The organism is Balnearium lithotrophicum, assembly GCF_900182585.1.
Lineage (GTDB): Bacteria > Aquificota > Aquificia > Desulfurobacteriales > Desulfurobacteriaceae > Balnearium > Balnearium lithotrophicum.
The window spans coordinates 15,367-33,491 of record NZ_FXTM01000002.1; the positions used below are offsets into that span (position 1 = coordinate 15,367).

General features: G+C 40.8%; 21 protein-coding genes. 5 read left to right on the top strand and 16 right to left on the bottom strand.

Annotated elements, in window-relative coordinates; genetic code table 11:
• Position 1: 1 nt before the first annotated feature.
• Genes FN732_RS00715 through FN732_RS00740 form a run of 6 tightly spaced genes read right to left on the bottom strand, consistent with a single transcriptional unit; the run spans position 2 to position 5,568 of the window.
• The gene (locus tag FN732_RS00715) at positions 2-1,060 is read right to left on the bottom strand and encodes an ABC transporter permease (RefSeq protein WP_142933589.1); all 1,059 of its coding nucleotides are present in this window, start codon (positions 1,058-1,060) and stop codon (positions 2-4) included.
• Entirely contained in the window at positions 1,053-2,042 is a 990-nt protein-coding gene (locus FN732_RS00720; RefSeq protein WP_142933591.1) for an ABC transporter permease, read from the bottom strand. The genes FN732_RS00715 and FN732_RS00720 overlap by 8 nt, the downstream gene beginning before the upstream one ends.
• A gap of 1 nt (position 2,043) precedes the next feature.
• Positions 2,044-2,706, bottom strand: coding sequence for a 2,5-diamino-6-(ribosylamino)-4(3H)-pyrimidinone 5'-phosphate reductase (locus tag FN732_RS00725; RefSeq protein WP_142933593.1), 663 nt, complete (start codon positions 2,704-2,706; stop codon positions 2,044-2,046).
• A gap of 2 nt (positions 2,707-2,708) precedes the next feature.
• Positions 2,709-3,332, bottom strand: coding sequence for a CDP-alcohol phosphatidyltransferase family protein (locus tag FN732_RS00730; protein ID WP_142933595.1), 624 nt, complete (start codon positions 3,330-3,332; stop codon positions 2,709-2,711).
• Positions 3,332-4,663, bottom strand: a complete 1,332-nt coding sequence (locus FN732_RS00735) for a UDP-glucose dehydrogenase family protein (RefSeq protein WP_142933598.1) — start codon at positions 4,661-4,663, stop codon at positions 3,332-3,334. The genes FN732_RS00730 and FN732_RS00735 overlap by 1 nt, the downstream gene beginning before the upstream one ends.
• Positions 4,648-5,568, bottom strand: a complete 921-nt coding sequence (locus FN732_RS00740; RefSeq protein WP_142933600.1) for a Ppx/GppA phosphatase family protein — start codon at positions 5,566-5,568, stop codon at positions 4,648-4,650. Before FN732_RS00740 ends, FN732_RS00735 begins: the two co-directional genes overlap by 16 nt.
• A 54-nt stretch (positions 5,569-5,622) precedes the next feature.
• Here FN732_RS00740 and FN732_RS00745 point away from each other — a divergent pair, with 54 nt between their 5' ends.
• Positions 5,623-6,225 carry a riboflavin synthase gene (locus FN732_RS00745; protein ID WP_142933602.1) on the top strand — a complete coding sequence of 201 codons (603 nt, stop codon included), beginning with the start codon at positions 5,623-5,625 and terminating at the stop codon, positions 6,223-6,225.
• Here FN732_RS00745 and FN732_RS00750 read toward each other — a convergent pair whose 3' ends face one another.
• Genes FN732_RS00750 through FN732_RS00760 form a run of 3 tightly spaced genes read right to left on the bottom strand, consistent with a single transcriptional unit; the run spans position 6,226 to position 8,267 of the window.
• Positions 6,226-6,561, bottom strand: coding sequence for a class II SORL domain-containing protein (locus FN732_RS00750; RefSeq protein WP_142933604.1), 336 nt, complete (start codon positions 6,559-6,561; stop codon positions 6,226-6,228).
• Positions 6,562-6,588: 27 nt separating this feature from the next.
• Entirely contained in the window at positions 6,589-7,533 is a 945-nt protein-coding gene (locus tag FN732_RS00755; protein ID WP_142933606.1) for a SufB/SufD family protein, read from the bottom strand.
• Positions 7,533-8,267 (bottom strand): ATP-binding cassette domain-containing protein, encoded by a 735-nt coding sequence (locus FN732_RS00760; protein ID WP_142933608.1) that lies wholly within the window; start codon positions 8,265-8,267, stop codon positions 7,533-7,535. Before FN732_RS00760 ends, FN732_RS00755 begins: the two co-directional genes overlap by 1 nt.
• Before the next feature lie 144 nt (positions 8,268-8,411).
• Here FN732_RS00760 and FN732_RS00765 point away from each other — a divergent pair, with 144 nt between their 5' ends.
• Genes FN732_RS00765 through FN732_RS00775 form a run of 3 tightly spaced genes read left to right on the top strand, consistent with a single transcriptional unit; the run spans position 8,412 to position 12,670 of the window.
• Positions 8,412-9,833, top strand: a complete 1,422-nt coding sequence (locus FN732_RS00765) for an NAD-binding protein (RefSeq protein ID WP_246051258.1) — start codon at positions 8,412-8,414, stop codon at positions 9,831-9,833.
• A gap of 1 nt (position 9,834) precedes the next feature.
• Positions 9,835-11,001 carry a cation:proton antiporter gene (locus FN732_RS00770; protein ID WP_142933612.1) on the top strand — a complete coding sequence of 389 codons (1,167 nt, stop codon included), beginning with the start codon at positions 9,835-9,837 and terminating at the stop codon, positions 10,999-11,001.
• Entirely contained in the window at positions 10,982-12,670 is a 1,689-nt protein-coding gene (locus FN732_RS00775) for a radical SAM protein (RefSeq protein WP_142933614.1), read from the top strand. The genes FN732_RS00770 and FN732_RS00775 overlap by 20 nt, the downstream gene beginning before the upstream one ends.
• Positions 12,671-12,672: 2 nt before the next feature.
• On the opposite strand, the gene FN732_RS00780 is transcribed toward FN732_RS00775, so the two are convergent.
• From FN732_RS00780 to FN732_RS00810, 7 genes are all read right to left on the bottom strand, one after another.
• Entirely contained in the window at positions 12,673-13,470 is a 798-nt protein-coding gene (locus tag FN732_RS00780; RefSeq protein ID WP_142933616.1) for a 2-amino-3,7-dideoxy-D-threo-hept-6-ulosonate synthase, read from the bottom strand.
• Positions 13,471-13,534: 64 nt separating this feature from the next.
• The gene (gene gmhA, locus FN732_RS00785; protein ID WP_185954190.1) at positions 13,535-14,146 is read right to left on the bottom strand and encodes a D-sedoheptulose 7-phosphate isomerase; all 612 of its coding nucleotides are present in this window, start codon (positions 14,144-14,146) and stop codon (positions 13,535-13,537) included.
• On the bottom strand, positions 14,143-15,414 hold the full coding sequence (rho, locus tag FN732_RS00790; RefSeq protein ID WP_142933618.1) for a transcription termination factor Rho: 1,272 nt from the start codon (positions 15,412-15,414) through the stop codon (positions 14,143-14,145). The genes gmhA and rho overlap by 4 nt, the downstream gene beginning before the upstream one ends.
• A 26-nt stretch (positions 15,415-15,440) precedes the next feature.
• A complete protein-coding gene (gene tatC, locus FN732_RS00795; protein ID WP_142933620.1) occupies positions 15,441-16,190 on the bottom strand; it encodes a twin-arginine translocase subunit TatC in 750 nt (249 codons plus the stop codon).
• Positions 16,191-16,198: 8 nt separating this feature from the next.
• Positions 16,199-16,447 (bottom strand): twin-arginine translocase TatA/TatE family subunit, encoded by a 249-nt coding sequence (tatA, locus tag FN732_RS00800; RefSeq protein WP_142933622.1) that lies wholly within the window; start codon positions 16,445-16,447, stop codon positions 16,199-16,201.
• A gap of 14 nt (positions 16,448-16,461) precedes the next feature.
• On the bottom strand, positions 16,462-17,244 hold the full coding sequence (trpA, locus tag FN732_RS00805) for a tryptophan synthase subunit alpha (RefSeq protein WP_142933624.1): 783 nt from the start codon (positions 17,242-17,244) through the stop codon (positions 16,462-16,464).
• Positions 17,219-17,851, bottom strand: coding sequence for a DedA family protein (locus FN732_RS00810; protein ID WP_142933626.1), 633 nt, complete (start codon positions 17,849-17,851; stop codon positions 17,219-17,221). The genes trpA and FN732_RS00810 overlap by 26 nt, the downstream gene beginning before the upstream one ends.
• Positions 17,852-17,918: 67 nt before the next feature.
• Here FN732_RS00810 and rpmE point away from each other — a divergent pair, with 67 nt between their 5' ends.
• Entirely contained in the window at positions 17,919-18,125 is a 207-nt protein-coding gene (gene rpmE / locus FN732_RS00815) for a 50S ribosomal protein L31 (RefSeq protein ID WP_142933628.1), read from the top strand.

The window sequence follows — 18,125 nt, forward strand, 5'->3', positions numbered from 1 at the left end:
TTTACCTCTCTAACTTAACATCGAAGAAATCCCTAAGCCCGTCTCCTAAAAGGTTGAATGAAATAACAACTAACGAAATAGCAATCCCTGGGGAGAGTATCCAGGGATAGTTAGAAAGAGCATAAATGTTTTCTGCCTCTGAAAGCATATTACCCCAAGAGGGAAAGGGTTCCTGAACTCCAAGCCCTATCAAGCTTAAAGAGGCCTCACCTAATATGTAACCAGGAATACTCAAGGTAGCGGCAATTATAACGTAGGAAAGTGTATTTGGTAAAACGTGTTTCAAAATTGTATAGAAATCACTACCTCCAAGAACCTTAGAGGCCTTAACAAAGTCGTTTTCCCTGATTGATAGAACCATTCCCCTGATAACCCTTGAAAGTCCTGCCCAACCTATAAGGGATAGAATTGCAACAATTACAAGAAAAACAAGAACACTCGGCATATCTATTGGGAACATGGACCTTAAAGCAAGCATCAGATAGAAGGCCGGAAATGCCATTAGTATCTCGACCAATCTCATAGTGATAGAGTCTATCCTTCCACCAAAGTAACCGGAAATTCCTCCAATTAAAAGTCCTAATGAGAAGGATATAAAAACTCCAACAAGCCCTACAGTCAAAGAGATTCGCGTTCCGTAGAGTAGCCTTGAGAATATATCCCTTCCTAATCTATCGGTTCCTAAGAGGAAAATGTGTCCGCCCCTTTCAACTCCAAAGAGGTGAACATTTGTTTTGATAAATCCAAACAGATAGTGGGGATATCCCCTTACAAAGAGTCTCAATCTGTACTTTTCATTGAAGTTGACTGCGTACTTCTTCTCAACTGGGTCAACAAGCTTGTGTCCATAAACAAAGGGAACGATGTGAAAGTTTCCTTTCTCATCAAAGAAGTGAATAGGAGTAGGAGGGTGGTAGGGGTAGTGGCGAAACTGTACATCGTAAGGGTAAGGGGATATGAAATCGGCAAAGATAGAAACAAAGTAGAGAAATAAAAGGAAAAGAAGGGAGTATGCAGCAAGTTTGTTTCTCCTGTAGAGTAATATTAAAAACTTAAACACTCAGTTTTCCCTCCACTTCTCTCTCTCTAATTCTCGGGTCGTTCAGTGCAAGGAGGAGGTCTGAGATTAAATTACCAAAAAGGAGCATAATTCCACCGATGTAGAGGGAGCCCATAACAACAAACAAGTCCTGAGACATAACTGCATCGAACATTAACCTTCCCATTCCAGGCCAAGCAGTAACAATCTCAATCAGGGCAGCCCCGGAGAGGAGATTTGCTATGTCAAATCCAATGAGGGTTAAGAATGGATTTAAGGCATTTCTAAATGCGTGCTTTAGAACAACTCTCCTGTAGGGAAGACCCTTAGCTATGGCCAGTTTCACATAATCCTTGTTTAACTCCTCAAGGACTGTACTTCTAACAAGTCTTAAGAGGCCCGCTATACTCCCAACAACCAAAACCGTTAACGGTACTGCCATGTGCCAGAGCCTGTCCAAGATTTTTCCAAAGAAAGATAGATTCTCGTAGTTCTGTGAAACGACCCCTCCTATAGGAAAGAGTCCAGTTTTTGCAGCAAAAAACATTAGAAGGAAGGCAAGGAAGAAGTTAGGAAATGATATGCCAAATAGTGAGAAGAAAACGATGAGTCTGTCAAGTAACCTATCCTTGTAGACTGCCGCAACGATTCCCAGAGGAACTGATAAAAGCCACGATACGAAAAAGGAAGTAACTGTGAGTTCAAGCGTGTTTAAGAGTCTTTCCTCTATGAGGTCTAAAACAGGTTTATGGTATGCAAAGGAGTAACCGAAATTAAAAAGAAGAGCATTTTTAAGCCAGTACAGGTACTGGAGAAGTATGTTCTGGTCTAAACCGTACATTTTTCTTAATTCTTCTATTGTCTCTTTAGAAATTGATGGATTGAGCTCTAACTGGGTTAAGTAATCCCCAGGAGCAAGTTTTATAACAACAAAGGAAATAAACGTCATCCCTATAAGAATAGGAATCATCTGAAGGAGGCGTTTTATCAGGTACTTAAACATTTCAGAGCCGTAAGTACTCCGTAATCACTTGATTACCGCACTGGAAAACCCTCTTTATTTTAAATCTCTTAACTAACTCCAATTTTCCAAAACCCTCTCCAGATGTAAGCGAAGGAACGTCATTTCCACCTACAACAACTGGAAGGTGAATGAGCCTTATTTCATCAACCAAATCGTTCTTTATGAGCTCCCAGTTAACAGAGCTCCCACCTTCAACCATTAGTTTCTCTATTCCCATATCCTTAAGCTTTTTGAAAAGCTCCTTAAAGTCAACTCTATCTTCACCTGCAGTTATAACCTTAGCTCCCCTCTTCTTAAACTCTTCTATTTTCTCAAGGGGAGCTCTCTTCGAAACGGCAACTACTGTTGGTGCAACTTCTGTATTTAAAACGTTTGAATCTAAAGGAATATCCCCTTTTGATGTAGGAATGACTCTGACAGGATTTTTACCTTCAACGTACCTTACAGTAAGGTTAGGATTGTCGATTCTTACAGTATTTGCACCAACCATTATCCCATCACACTCAGCTCTTATCCGGTGGAGGTACCTGTTTGCCTCCTCGTCCATCAACTTCATTATCTCCTTACTTGAGACTCCCCTTGAGAGAGTGAGCTTTCCATCGATTGTAACCTCAGAAACAATTAAAACGTAAGGTCTTTCCATAATTAAACCTCGTACTCCTTTCCGTATTTCCTGTATAGATAAACCAACCTGTGGAGAAGGGATAGAAATGACATTACAGCTATAAACTCAACTCCATAGGTCAATACTTTATGGTTCCAAGGATAGAAAATTGATGAAAGAAAGAGAAATATAAATGTTTCAGGCCTTCCGAAGAACCCTGTATTTTCAAGGGGGTCCTTTATCTTCCCGGTACTTCTATTTTCATACCCTATCTCAGCATAGGCGACAGGTTTTATAAATGTATGAAGCATCGTTGAAACAACAGCTAAGAGGGCAACCCACTCGTTTGCATACTTTAGGGCAACTGCTCCAAGGACGAAACCATCAACCCACTTATCTGCTATCCAGTCAAAAACAGCTCCAAACTTTGTCGCTCTTTTATTGTTAACAGCAACGTACCCATCACAGAGGTCTAAGATGCCAGAAACGGATAGGAAAAAAGCTCCAATAACTGGATGCTTCGAAAAGTAGAGAACAGCAGATAGCGTTCCAAAGATAACTGCCAAAAGTGTTATTACGTTAGGTGAAACGTTGGCCTTTGCAAATACCCATCCAAAGGGTGAATAGAGTTTCTTTAAGGCATCTCTCTTACTTGTAATGTTCATTACGGTCTCCCAATACTTTCATACGTGCAGAATTGCTCCATGATAGAAGGTTCCCACAGGTTCCTTCCATCAATTACAACCTTTCCCTTAAGTTTATCAAAATCCACGTTCTCGAACTCCTTCCACTCTGTAACCAGAATCAGAGCTTCAGCTCCCTCAAGAGCTTCGTACTTATCCTTTGAGAACGTAAGCCTTTCTCCAAATTTCTCCAATTCCTCCTTAAAAACCCTCTTTGCATTCTCAACAGCAACCGGGTCGTAGGCCTTTACATTTGCCCCCAAACTTAAAAGCCTTTTGATTATTGGTATTGAAGGCGCTTCCCTCATATCGTCAGTTTCAGGTTTAAAGGCAAGTCCCCAAACTGCAACAGTTACTCCTTTCAAGTCTGGAATGTGCCTCAACAACTTCTCAACGGGTTTCAGCTTTTGCCTTTCATTTACAGAGATAACCGATTCAAGTAGTTCAGGTTCCTCCCCTGCCCCTTTAGCAGTGTTGATAAGAGCCTTTACATCCTTTGGGAAGCAACTTCCTCCAAATCCACACCCGGCCCTCAGGAAGTGGGGGCTAATTCTGTGGTCTAAACCCATACCCCTCGCAACTACAGTCACATCTGCTCCGTACTTTTCACAGATGTTTGCAACTTCATTGATAAACGAAATCTTCGTAGCTAAGAATGCATTTGAGGCGTACTTTATCATCTCTGCAGTTGGTAGGTCTGTTATCAAAATGGCAGGCTGAAGCTTTTCGTAGAGTGAGGCAACCCTTCCTGCAACATCCCTATCATCGGCTCCAACTACAACCCTATCAGGTTTCATAAAATCCTCTACTGCCTTTCCTTCTCTCAAAAATTCGGGATTGGAGACAACGTCAAACCTCTTCTCCGGCTCGTCTATTCCTCTCTCCTCTAAGAGCTTCCTTATAAATTCCTTAGCCCACCTTCCAGTTCCTACCGGAACTGTTGACTTGTTAACAATAATCTTGTAGTCCCCGTTATCTATGAATTTAGCTATGCTCCTGTAGGCACTTTCAACGTAGGAGAGGTCTGCAGAACCGTCTGGTCTTGAGGGTGTTCCTACGGCTATAAAGATGAAGTCTGAGTTTTTCACAGCATAGGAGTAGTCTGTTGTAAACTCAATTTTTCTGTTCTCAAGGGCACTCTTCAGAATTTTGTCCAGTCCAGGTTCGTAAATGGGGACCTCACCCCTTTTAAGCCTCTCTATCTTTTCCTCATCAATGTCAAGGCCTATAACTCTGTGACCTAAGTATGCAAAACATGCTCCGGAGACAAGGCCGACGTATCCTGTTCCTATTACAGCTATTCTCTTTTCCAATTTTTTGCCTCCTTCAAAGCTAAACTGTAAAGTAGTCCCAGTTCACTAACAGTCAAATACTCCTTCTCAAAAACATCACAGAAGACCTTAAAAAAAGCAAGCCCTGGAATAATAACGTCAGCTCTGTTTTCCTCTAAACCTACAACGTTCTTTCTCTCCTCTAACGTCATTGAGGAGAGCTTCTTATACCACTTATCTATCACTTCTTTTGAAACCCTGTATCCGTGGACAACTTCAGGTCTGTAAACTTCCATTTTTTCCTCCATTGCAACAACGGAGGTTATTGTTCCTCCAACGGCGAAGGTCTCGAAGTTCAAATCCCTTATTCCTACTTTAACTTCAAGGAGATTTTCAGATACAAACTCCTCTAACTTTAGGAGCTCCTCCTCAGCCGGAGGGTTGGAGTGGAGAAACTCTTCGTACAGAAAAACGACTCCAAACTTTAAACTCTTTAGGAGTTCTATTCTCTCTTTAGTTCCGTAAACGATTTCGGTACTTCCACCCCCTAAATCTACAGTCATTGCATAGCCTGAAGGGTTAAAGTGATAAACGTTTGCCAGAAAGACAAGCTCTGCCTCTTCCCTATCTGAGAGAATTTTAATGTCTATTCCAAGTTCTCTAACTTTATTCAGAAACTCCTCTGAATTTTCAGCAAGCCTTGTTGCTTCCGTTGCTACTGCAGTGATTTTGTCAACATTGTACTTAGAAATTATTTCCTTAAATTCCTTCAAAACCTCTACCGTCCTGTCAATACTCTCCTTTGAGAGAACTTTGGATTCCCTTAACCCCTGACCTAACCTCGTGACCTTTCCCGTTTTAAACAGAGGTATAACTTCTCCATCCCTAATTTCCGATATTAAGAGCCTTGTAGAGTTTGTTCCAATATCTATTGTCGCTAACCTCAAAACCTCCTCCAACTATAATTGAATATCAAATTCTACCAAGAAAGGGGTAGACGAATGTTTACAGGAATTGTTGAGGAAGTAGGAAGGGTAATTTCTGTTAGAAGAAAAAGTAAGGGTGCAGAGCTAACCGTTAAGGGAAAAATCACTACTCAGGAAACAAAATTGGGAGACAGTATATCCGTAAACGGTGTCTGCTTAACAGTAACAGAAATAGGTAAGGACTTCTTTTCGTTCTTCGTTTCATATGAAACTTTGAGGAGAACAAATCTGAAAGAAGTTAAACCGGGTGACTTTGTAAATTTGGAGAGAGCTCTTACTCTAAACAGCAGACTTGGAGGACACATTGTCCAGGGACACGTTGATACGACAACGAAGATAACGAGGATAAAAAGAGAGGGAGAGAGCTTTAAGTTTTACTTTTCACTGCCTTTGAGTTTCTCCCACCTAATAGTTGAGAAGGGCTCAGTCGCAGTTGATGGTATAAGTCTGACAGTTGCAGAAATTTTAAGTTCAGAATTTTCAGTTGCAGTTATTCCCCATACTTACGAAAGCACAAATTTAAAGTTTAAGAGGGCTGGAGATAACGTAAATCTTGAATTTGACATAATAGGAAAGTACGTAGAGAGAATGTTAAAAGTGCCCCAGAGGGGCACCTGACTACTCCTCAACTTCTACTTTAACCTCTTCACTGTGCCATAGGCCGTGAAGGTTGCAGTAGGCGTGAGCGGTTAGGGTAGCACTATTTTCAAGCTTTACTTTGAAAACAACTTCAGATGCTGCCCTTTCAGCTTCAAAGTCTGCCCTTGCAACTAAGAAGTTGTCTGCCCAAAGGGAAACGTGCTCAATCCAGTGCTCCTTTGTGTTTGGGTGTGGAATGTCCTTTCCTACAACAACTCTAACTTCAAACCACTCTCCCTTTTTAACCTTTGCAGGTGCTTCAACTACAGGGGTGTGCTTCCTCTTTCCTTCTGGTTCTGGACCGAATACTTTCATCTTACCTCCTCCAAATTTAGATAGTTTTTATCTGAGCATACCTTGAACTATAACATCAACTGCTTCATCCTCAGAGAGTCCCCTTGCCATCAAGGTTTCCAACTGTTTCTTATCAATACTACCAATTGCAGCCTCGTGGGTAACCTTTGCAGTCTCATCGTTAACAACAACAACAGGAACAGCTTTAACTGTTACATCCTTTCCTCTTATAATTTCAGAGCAGTCAATGTGTCCTCTACACTTTGGAGCATTACCGTAGGTCTCACCTACAAAGGTAGCCTTCGTCTCATCCACGGCAATAATACGGCTCTTTGAAATGCCCCTTGATTCCTCACCGTTGAGGTGGATTACATCCTCAACGTAAATCTCATCGTCCTTCTTTCCAATCATCTTTGTTTCAAATACAGCAATTCCCTTTTTATCTACATTGGCTTTCAAAACTATCCTTACCTTTCCAGCTCTACCTCTTGTCTGTTTGAAAACGGACCTGAAGTAGGCATTTTCACCAATGTAGGCATCAGTTTCCGTTTCCAACTCAACAAACGTTTCCTCTCCGTTGTAGTGAAGGTCTAAGAACTCAAACCTTGCCTCTTTCTCAACTCTAACCTTTAATTTGTTTTTGTGCTTCAGCTTTATTCCTTCAGCCATTGCCCCGTAAACCTGAAACTTAACGTCTGCACCTTCTCCTACAATAATTTCCCCTTCGGTTGTTTGGACTTCTGTAGTCTCTGCAGCTCCAAAACAGAGGGTAACCGGTTCCTCAAGTTTCGTTCCCGGCTCTACGTAAACCTTAGTTTTAACCCCTGTAGGAGTTTCATGAACCTCAGACCTCACTCCTGGAGCGGGATAACGAATAACAACTTTGTTCCTATCAACTAAGAGGTTAAACTTGTTCCTATCAAAGAGTTCCTTTGGAAGTCCTATCTGAACAAATTTTTTTGCTATATCATTAATGGAGTTCTTTGTAGCCATTACTTACCTCCTACAAGCTCAGGGTTTCTAACTTCACACTTAACACACATCGTCTTAAATTTTTCTCCAATTTCCTTTGGATTCCCAGTTTGGACAACCCTACCATCACACATGAGAGTTGCTCTATCGGCTATCTCAGCAATCTCCTCTCTGTGGGTTATCATTAAAACAGTCGTTCCATTTTCCCTCATTGTTTTAATCATGTTTGCTATATCTTCCATGGATGCAAAGTCTATTCCAGAGTCAGGCTCATCTAAAACTGCAAGTTTAGGTCTCATTGCAAGTATCGATGCAAGTTCAACCCTCTTCCTCTCTCCACCTGAAAGGGTATCATCAACAAACCTGCTCAAGTACGTACAGTCGAGCCCTACAAGCTCTAAACACTTAACTACATCAAGCTCTGGGTTGTTCCTACCTGAAAGCTTTAAATACTCCTCAACAGTTATTCCTTCAAACCTTGCAGGCTCCTGCCAGGCAAGTGTCACCCCCAACTTAGCCCTTTCATAAATTTCAAGGCCATTGAGTAGCTTATCCTTAAAAATAATTTCCCCTTCATCAGGAGATTTTAGCTCGTTAATTCCCATAATTAAGCTTGCCAGTGTTGACTTCCCAGCACCGTTGGGACCTAAAATCGCATGTATTTCTCCCTCGTTTACAACTAAATTAACACCTCTTAAAATCGGTCTCTCATCTATTGTAAGTTTTACATTGTTCACTGTAAGAAGCGGTTTCATCTACAACCTCCTTCGTTGATTAATTTAATCTTATTTTAAATTTCCTTAACTGTCAAGGGATAACTTGGCCTTATTGATAAAGATTATCAATTAAGCTCACTCTTTCTGTGTTAATATCTCAAAGTTAAAGTGTACTAAATCCTAATGGAGATATTTGAATTGAAGCTACTAATCGTTGGTGCAGGAGAGGTAGGCAGAGAACTTATAAAGAGGCTCCAGAAGGAGTGGAAGTTAATAGTAATCGACCTTAGTGAGGAAAAGCTTGTAAAGATAGTTGAAGTCTTAAACTCTGAATCCCTAAATAGGGTTAAGCTTATCCAGGGAGACGGAACAAGTAAACTACTTTTAAAGAGAGTAGGGATAGAAAGTGTAACGGCATTTGTGGCCTGTACGGGGGATGATGAGGTCAACATTGAGGCATGTAGACTCGCAAAGGAGTTTAACGTCCCCTCAATATTTTCAGTTTCAAACAGTAGAGAACACGACGAGTGGTACGAAAGGGAAGGGATTGACTACGTTAATAAAGCTGTAGCAACGGCCTCACTCCTTGAAAAACAGATAGAATCTGGAGTCGTTTCCCCTACAAACATAGGTCTTGGACAGGGGGAAATTATTGAGGTAACAATAACTCCTATGTCGATAGTTGCTGGATATCCCGTTGGGAAGTTTACATCAAGAAGATGGAGAATTGTAGCTATTTTTAGGGGGGATAAACTCATACTCCCTAAGCCTAAAACCGTAATAAAACCGGGAGATAGAATTTTAATCGTTGGAGACCCCAAAATTTTAAAGTACATAGCTGGATTAATAAGGTCTGGAGAACCTCAGTTTCCCCTTCAATTTGGGACGGAAGAGGTTGTCTTTTTGGAAAGAAGGAGTGATTCACTTTTAAAGGATGCGAAGTTTTTCTATGAAAACACAAAAGTTTCAAAACTGTCCTTTTATTCATGTGAAGATTTTGGAAAGAGAGTTGTAGAAACCTTTAAAGAAGCAAAATCTGGTGAAGTGAAAGTAAAGAAACTTAACGGTTGCGAGAAGGAGTTTTTTGAGATTGTAAGGGGAGAAAATTTCGGTATTTTAATCATGCCACCTAAGTACAGTGAAATCCCCCTATTTTTTGGTATAAAAACGTTTCCGGTTATTGTTGCAGAGGAGACGTTATCTCCTGTGGTTATAGCTAAAGGAACAACTCCGACTGAGAGAATTTTAGTTCCTGTTTCTGGTTCTTTCAGCAGTTTGAGGGCCCTTGAAGTCGGGATAGAAATCTCCCTAATGACAAATTCAGAATTAACTGCCCTCTATGTATCCCTCTACGAGAATGACCCGAAAATAGAACGGTTAAGGGAAAAATTGGCAAAGATTTCAAGTATGTACAAAAAGAACATTAACTTTAAAGTTAGGTATGGAAATCCAGTAAGGGAGTTTTCCAAGGAGAGTGAAGGATACAATCTATCAATCGTGGGATGTAGAAAGGGAAGAAAAACCAACTGGTTTAATCCTTATCCTCCCTTCCACATGGTTCACCGGTCAAAGTGTACTTCTATGCTTATCTGTGTAGGAGATTAGTATGGAGAGCTCCCTCATTTCCATATTTTTAATAACCATTGGAATACTGTTTGTTCCCTTCTTTAGTAAAGTTTTTAAAATTCCCGTTGCTGTTGGAGAGGTAATCTACGGAATACTCATTGGAAAGACCTGTTTTAACCTTGTTGAATCAAGTGAGCTGATAGACTTTCTATCAAACTTTGGATTCCTGCTTTTAATGTTCATTGCCGGTCTTGAGGTTAAATTTGTAGAGATAAGAAAGCAATCTCCAAAAACAAAAATTCTCACATTTATAATACCAACATTGGTATTTTTGATTGCTCTACTCTTAGGAAGTGAATTAAAACTCAACTTCCTCGTTTCCTTGGTGGTTGGAGCGATATCAGTCGGAGTAGTTGTTTCTGTTCTGAGGGAAAGGGAAATTTTAAATACACGGTACGGAAAAACAATTTTTTTAATAGGAATTGTGGGAGAAGTAATTAGTATTCTGCTTCTGACCCTTGCTTCTCTCTACACGAAGTACAAATTCTCTTTTGATTTCTGGATTGGAATAGTTGAACTTATCCTATTTTTTATAGTTTCACGAATTGTACTTCTGTTCTTACGTAGCTTTGTCTGGTGGTATCCAAACAGATTTAAGTTCTTCTTTGAAAGAAATCCATCTGAAATAGGAGTGAGAATAAGTCTTGCTGTTATGTTTCTCCTTTCAATAGATGCAACGCTTATCCACATTGAACCGATAATAGGAGCCTTTATAGCTGGAGTAATATTTGCAACCGTCTTTGAGGAAACAGAAAATATAGAGGAAAAATTATCAGGTATAAGCTTTGGTTTTCTAATTCCCATATTTTTTATCCACGTAGGAATAGAGTTTCAAATACCAAATTTAGATTTCCAGCTATTAAAGTTTTTACTTTTACTTACCGCTTTAAGCTTTTTAGCAAAGGTATTTCCGTCGGTTCTTCTCAAGTTGGAAGGATTTTCACTTACAAACTCGATAGCCGCGGGATTTCTCCTTTCAGCACCACTAACACTCGTTATTGTGATTTCAGAGGTTGGGGTTAAGTTGGGGGTAATTGACCACCATACTGAAGGAACCTTAATTTTACTTGCGGTATTAACGGGAATCTTAGCTCCAACACTGTTTAACTTGCTCTACAGAAGGGAAGATGAGAGTAGTAATACTTGATGGATACGTCGATGAACCAACGTGCCTTGGAGTTCCTCCCTATATCTCTACTTACGTGAGGTACGTTGCGGGAGCCCTCGTCCTTTCAGGAGTTAGTGAAGAGAGCATAAACTACGTTGCAATCGATGATTACAGGAGAAGTAAGGAAAAGAGGGAGTTAGTTGAAAGTGCCGATGTTGTCTTTCTAATTACTGGGATGACCGTTCCCGGAAGGTACTTGGGAGGAAAGCCCATTACCGAAAGGGAAATTGAGGAGATTGGAAAACTTCCCAACTATAAAGTTGTGGGAGGACCTATAAAGTTTGGATTTACTCTTAAGGGAGGAACAAGGGCAAAGAAGCTCTCATTTGAGAAGTTTGACCTTGTATCCTTAGGGGATGTTGAACTTGCAGCCTACCACGTTGGAAGAGCTCTCGTTGAAGGGAAGGAACTCCCTACTGGAACCTTCAGCTTAAAAAGAACAGCTGAGTTTGTCAACAAAGTTGCTCCATTGGGAGCATTTATTGTTAAGGAACACTTTTACTTCCCCTATGTAATCTGCGAGGTTGAAACTTTTAGAGGGTGCGAGAGGAAACACCACTGCTCCTACTGTACCGAAGGACTCTACGGAAAGCCGGATGAAAGGGAGTTGGAGAAAGTTGTTGAGGAAGTTGGAGCTCTCTACGAGACTGGAGTTAGGTACTTTAGGATAGGAAGACAACCTAACATACTGGGATATAAAGCTCTCAAAGGAAGTGGAGAGTTCCCAAAACCAAACTATGAGGTAATTTGTAAACTGTTTAGGAATATACGGGAAATCGGAAACATAAAAACGCTCCACATAGATAACGTTAATGCAGGAACGATAAACGCATATCCAGAGGAATCTGCCAAGGCCTTGAAGTGTATTGCTACCTACGATACCGAAGGGGATATAGCTCCCTTTGGACTTGAAAGTGCTGATGAGGAAGTAATAAGGAAAAACTACCTCAAAGTTAACCCGGAAGGTGTAAAGAGGGCAATAGAAATAGTTAACGAGGTAGGAGCGTTTAAGGAGAGGGAAAACGGACTTTACAAACTTCTGCCGGGGATAAACTTCCTAATTGGACTTCCAGGGGAAACAAAGGAAACTTTCAGAAAGAACATAGACTTCCTTAAATCCATCTTAGATGAGGGACTCTTAGTTAGAAGGGTAAACATTAGACAGGTCATGGTGTTTGATGAAACTCCAATATCTCAGATGACTAAAAGGACAAAAACGAAACACAGAAGGGAGTTTGAAAGATTCAAGGAGTGGGTAAGGGAAAATTTTGACCTGCCCATGATGAAAAGGGTCTTTCCTGTTGGAACGGTAATAAAGGATGTTCTCCTTGAGGCCTACGATGGAGCACACACGTTGGGAAGACAGATAGGCACCTATCCCATTTTGGTTAGAATTCCGGAGAAGTTGGAACTCTTTAAAAAAGTTGATGTTGTAGTTGTTGGCCACAGGGAAAGGTCTGTAATTGGAGTTCCAGTTCCGATAGAGATTAACAGGATTTCCCATAAACTTTTAACGTTCCTACCGGGAGTTTCTAAGAACTTAGCGAGTGAAATAGTCCTTAAAAGGCCTTTCAAGAACAAGGAAGAACTAATTTCCCTGTTTCCTCAGTTAGAAAAAATATCAAGGGAAATAAAAGTTGAGGGGTAGTACTACCCCTCAACCAATTTGAGAGCTTCCTCTGCAGATACCCCTTCATGAACTATTGCAGCAATGGCTCTAACAATCTTTTCTGGGTCGTCGTGTTGAAAGGCATTCCTTCCAATAGAAACTCCCTTAGCTCCTGCCTTCATTGCTCCTTCAACCATTTCAAGGATTTCCCTGTCGTTACTCATCTTTGGTCCACCAGCGATTACAACGGGAATCGGACAACCTTCCGTAACCCTTCTAAAGGTCTCTGGGTCTCCTGTGTAGGCTACCTTAACAATGTCTGCTCCAAGTTCCGCGGCAACCCTTGCACAGTGAGCTACTGTTTCTGGGTCAAAAGGATTTTCAATGTGTTCACCGCGGGCATACATCATAGCAATTAACGGCATTCCCCACTCTAAACACTTTTCAGAAATTCTTCCGAGGTCCTCAAGCATCTTATCCTCGTTCATATCTCCTAAGTTAACGTGGACAGAAACTCCATCGGCCCCAAGCTTTATAGCCTCTTCAACGGTACAAACTAAAACCTTAGTGTTGGGCTTTGGAGAGAGGTTTGTACTTGCAGAGAGGTGGACGATGAGGCCTACATCCTTTCCCCTCTTCCTGTGTCCATGGCGAACAAGACCTTTGTGAATTATAACAGCATTGGCTCCACCGTTTGCAACTTTATCTATCGATTCCCTAATATTTATTATTCCGGGAATTGGTCCCATTGAAACGCCGTGGTCCATTGGAATAATTACAGTATTTCCAGTTTCTCTATTGATAATTCTCTCCATTCTAATAGCTTTTCCTATTTTCATAGCAAAACCTCCCGAAATTTTAATTTTAGGTGGGATTTTACAGGAAATTTTATTGATTCAACTACTATCTATCTACTCCCTCCCCGAAGGGAGGGAAGTACTTTTCGTATGAAAAGAGATAACCTTCAATGAAATCGCAGAGAACGTGACCTAATGTTATGTGAACCTCTTGAACTCGAGGAGTTGAAAAGTTCTTAACGATAAATGGATAGTCCACAATATCTTTTAATCTACCTCCATCTTTCCCCAAAAAGCCAACTGTTAGAATTCCCATTTCCTTGGCTTTTAAAACAGCATTTACTACATTCTTTGAATTTCCACTTGTGCTTATACCTATTAAAACGTCTCCCTCCTCTCCTAATGCTTCAACCTGCCTTTCAAATATTTTATCAAAAGAGTAGTCATTTCCTACAGCAGTTAGAATTGAGGTATCCGTTGTTAGGGCAATTGCAGGAAGAGCCCTCCTTTCCATTTTGAATCTGCCGACCAACTCTGCCGCTATGTGCTGACAGTCTGCCGCAGAACCTCCATTTCCACAGAGTAGAATCTTTTTTCCCCTCTTTACCCTTTCGGCTATCTCCTTAAAGACATCAAAAATCCTATCCCTGTTCTCCTCTATAAAGGCCCTTTTCGTATCCGCACTCTCAAGAAAACTGTAATAAATCAGCTCCCTCATGCGTTCATCGCCTTTAAGAAGTCCTCGTTTGTTTTGTACTTTCTCAACTTCTCAAGGAGAAATTCCATAGCTTCAACGGGAGACATTGAGGTAAGGAGTCTTCTTAAAATCCAGATTCTGTTGAGTTCCCACTCAGATAGGAGGAGCTCCTCCTTCCTCGTTCCAGACTTATGGATGTTTATTGCAGGGAACACTCTCCTCTCAACCAAGGACCTGTCGAGAACAATTTCCATGTTACCCGTACCTTTAAACTCCTCGAATATAACGTCATCCATTCTACTTCCAGTTTCAACAAGGGCAGTTGCAAGTATGGTTAAACTGCCCCCCTCCTCTATGTTCCTTGCAGCTCCAAAGAACCTCTTAGGTTTGTGGAATGCATGGGCATCTATACCACCAGAAAGTATCTTTCCACTTGGGGGAGTTAACGTGTTGTAAGCCCTTGCAAGCCTTGTCAGTGAGTCTAATAGAATTACAACATCTCCCTTGTGTTCAACTAACCTCTTGGCCTTCTCTATAACTATCTCTGCAACTTGGGCGTGTCTCTCTGGAGGTTCATCAAAGGTAGAGGATATTACCTCGTCTGCCAAAGTATTTCTTTTCATGTCTGTAACTTCTTCAGGCCTTTCATCTATCAGAAGAATTATTAGGTAAGTATCTGGATAGTTTGTTTTTATCGCATTTGCAATTTTTTGTAGTAGAACAGTTTTTCCAGCCCTTGGCGGAGCAACAATCAATCCCCTCTGTCCTTTACCTACAGGCGTTATAAGGTCAACAACCCTCGTTGAAAGTTCGGATGGGTCATTTTCGAGTCTAAACCTCTCCATTGGATGGAGGGGAGTAAGCTGGTCAAACTGGGGTCTATTTTTGGCTACTTCAGGAGGTTCCCAGTTTATCGCATGAACCTTCAAGAGAGCGTGGTACTTTTCCCCTTCCTTTGGAGGTCTTACTTCTCCAGCAATTGTATCCCCCGTCCTTAACCCTAACTTCCTAATTTGAGAGGGTGAAACGTAAACATCACTCGAACTTGGGAGGTAGTTGTTTTCCGGGGAACGAAGGAAACCAAAACCGTCCGGTAAAACTTCTAAGACTCCTACCTTAAAAATGGAACCTCTTCTCTCAGCGTCCTTCTCCAAAATTCTCCTTATTAAGTCATCCTTTTTTGCAGACTTTGTTTCAACACCTAAACTTTTGGCAATCTTTCTTAGGTCAAAAATGCTCATCTTCTGGAGCTTTTCTAAGGAAAGGTTTTCCATTAAATTTTCAGCCATAAAAGGCTCCCTCCGAGATTGGGTTGTTAATAGATATCCTCCTCTCTATTCCTTCCGGCAAATTTCGATATCCAAATACTAAGCTCGTAAAGGGCTAAAAGTGGCAGAGCCATCATAACTTGTGAAAAAGCATCAGGAGGAGTTAAAACTGCAGCTACTATAAATATAACTAAAATAGCTATTTTTCTGTTCTTTTCTAACATTCTGTAATTTATTACTCCAAGCTTTGAAAGCAACCATACAACAACGGGTAATAGAAAAACAAAACCAAAGGCTAAAATCATTTGAATGACAAATGAAATGTAACTACTTATTGTGATTTGAGGAGTGAGCAAATCTCCCATAAATCCAAGTAGAAACCTCAGTCCAAAGGGAAGTATAACGAAGTAGGCAAACGCTGCTCCTGAAAAGAAGAAAAGAATAGAAAAGAACATAAAAGGTAGGATAAACTTCTTTTCATGCTCGTACAGTCCCGGCTCTACAAACCTCCAGACCTGATAGAGAACGTAGGGAAGGGATATTAGAATACCTGCAAAGAAGGAGACCTTTAATGCTGTAAAGAAGGCTTCTGGTGGGGATAGGAAGATAAGCTTACCTTGGAGATTTTCTGGTAGCGGCCTTTCAAGAAACAGGAGAATTTTTTTCTTAAAGGGCCATGCTATTAGAAAACCAACAACAACAGCAATGAAGGATTTAAAAAGCCTTTGGCGAAGTTCCTCTATGTGCTCAGTTACAGGGAGCTCTTCTTCGGGAACGTTGTTTAACTTTTCAGACATATCTCAAGCTAATCCTTGACTTTTATTTTTTCTATACTTTCCTCTTTTTCCTTCTCTGAAACAGCTTCGGATTTCACCTTTCTTTCTTCCTTAGACTCCTTCTTCTCCTCCTCATCCAAAACGCCAGATGAGGCCTTTCTAAACTCATTTATTGCCTTGCCAGTTGAGCGGGCAAGCTCGGGAAGCTTTTTAGGGCCGAAAATGAGAAGTGCTATAACGAGAATAATTATAAGCTCCTGAGTTCCAAGTCCAAACATTTTTTCCTCCAGGATTAATTTTTGGTTGCGGCTTTTAACGATGAAAGAAGCTCCTTCAGTCCCTCAATGTCCCAGTTTTCAATCCTCTTTACAACGGCACTTCCTACAACAAATCCATCAGGAGTATTATACATTTGCTTGATGTGTTGTGGCTTGGAAATTCCAAAACCGACAACGGTTCTTTTTCCGGTAATTTCCTTTATCCTCTTAATATTTTCCTCTATTTCTCTGTAGGCAAGTTCATCCCTCTCTCCTGTTATTCCAGTAACAGAAACGAAGTAGATAAATTCCCCGGTAACCTCACCTATAAGTTTTAATCTATCGTCCGTACTTGTTGGTGCTGCAAGGAAAACTGGGGACAACTTTATTGACTTAACCTTTCTCGAAAAGTCCAAACCTTCCTCAGGAGGGAGGTCTGGAACGATAAATCCATCAACCCCAGCTGACTTTGAATCCCTTATAAACCTATCCTCACCGTAAACAAATATGGGATTGTAGTATCCCATAAGAACGATGGGCTTTTCAGAAAAATCCCTCAGTTTTGAAACAAGCTCTAAGACTCTGCACGTATTTGCGCCCGAGGAAAGGGCTCTCTCGTGAGCCTTCTGGATGGTAGGACCATCTGCCAATGGGTCCGAAAATGGCATTCCAACCTCAACAATGTCCGCATATTCAAGAATAACTTTAAATACATCAAGGGACCTTTTGCAATCGGGGTCACAGGCAGTTGCATATACAATTAAGGGTTTTTCTCCTCTCTTTTCAGCTTCCTCAAAGGTCTTTTTTATCCTTTCCATAACGTCTCCAGAAAAAGTATACTGATAAAAGAGCTATGACGGTCAGTATTCCAAGAAACTTATGTCTAATGATATTTGAAAAAAACTCCTCTATCAAGTTCCCAAATATTAAGTAGGAGGTTGCCCATAGGAGAGCTCCAATCCCATTAAAAACGGAAAAGACAAAGTAGTTGGGTTTAAAAGCACCTAAAACCACAGGAAGTAGAGGTCTAACAATAGGAAAGAACCTACCAAAAATTAAGGAGAGCTCTCCTTTTGTATTAACAAAACTCTTTACCCTCTCAAAGTCATCCTCATTTACGTTGAACTTGTTGGTCAGTTTCCTTAAAGCTTCCTCTCCTAAAAAGTATCCGAGAAAGTATGAAAACTCGTAGCCCAAAAATGTTCCTGTTGATACACAAATAAGGTATGAAACGGGAGATACAATCCCCTTTGCAACTAAGAAGGAAGAGAGGAGAAGAACTTTCTCGGCGGGAAGAATAAGTCCCAACAAAAATGCAGTTTCTAAGAAAGACCAGAGAAAGAGAACTAAACACGAGAAATTAGGATGTTCTTTAATGAATAGAATACTTTTATCAACAAAGGAGTAGAGGGATGAAAATTCCACTTGACACCTTTACAGCTCTAACTTAAACTTTCCAACCACAAGCCAATTATACAGGAGGTTTGAGATAATGAAAAAGGGAATCCATCCTGAGTACAGGGAGACAAGAGTTGTCTGTGCCTGTGGAAACACTTGGGTAACAAGGTCAACAAAGTTTCCTGAAATTAAGGTAGAAGTCTGCAATGCCTGCCATCCTTTCTTTACAGGTAGCCAGAAACAAAAGGTTGTCAGGGGTAGAGTAGAGAAGTTCTTGGCTAAGTACGAGGGTAAATACTAA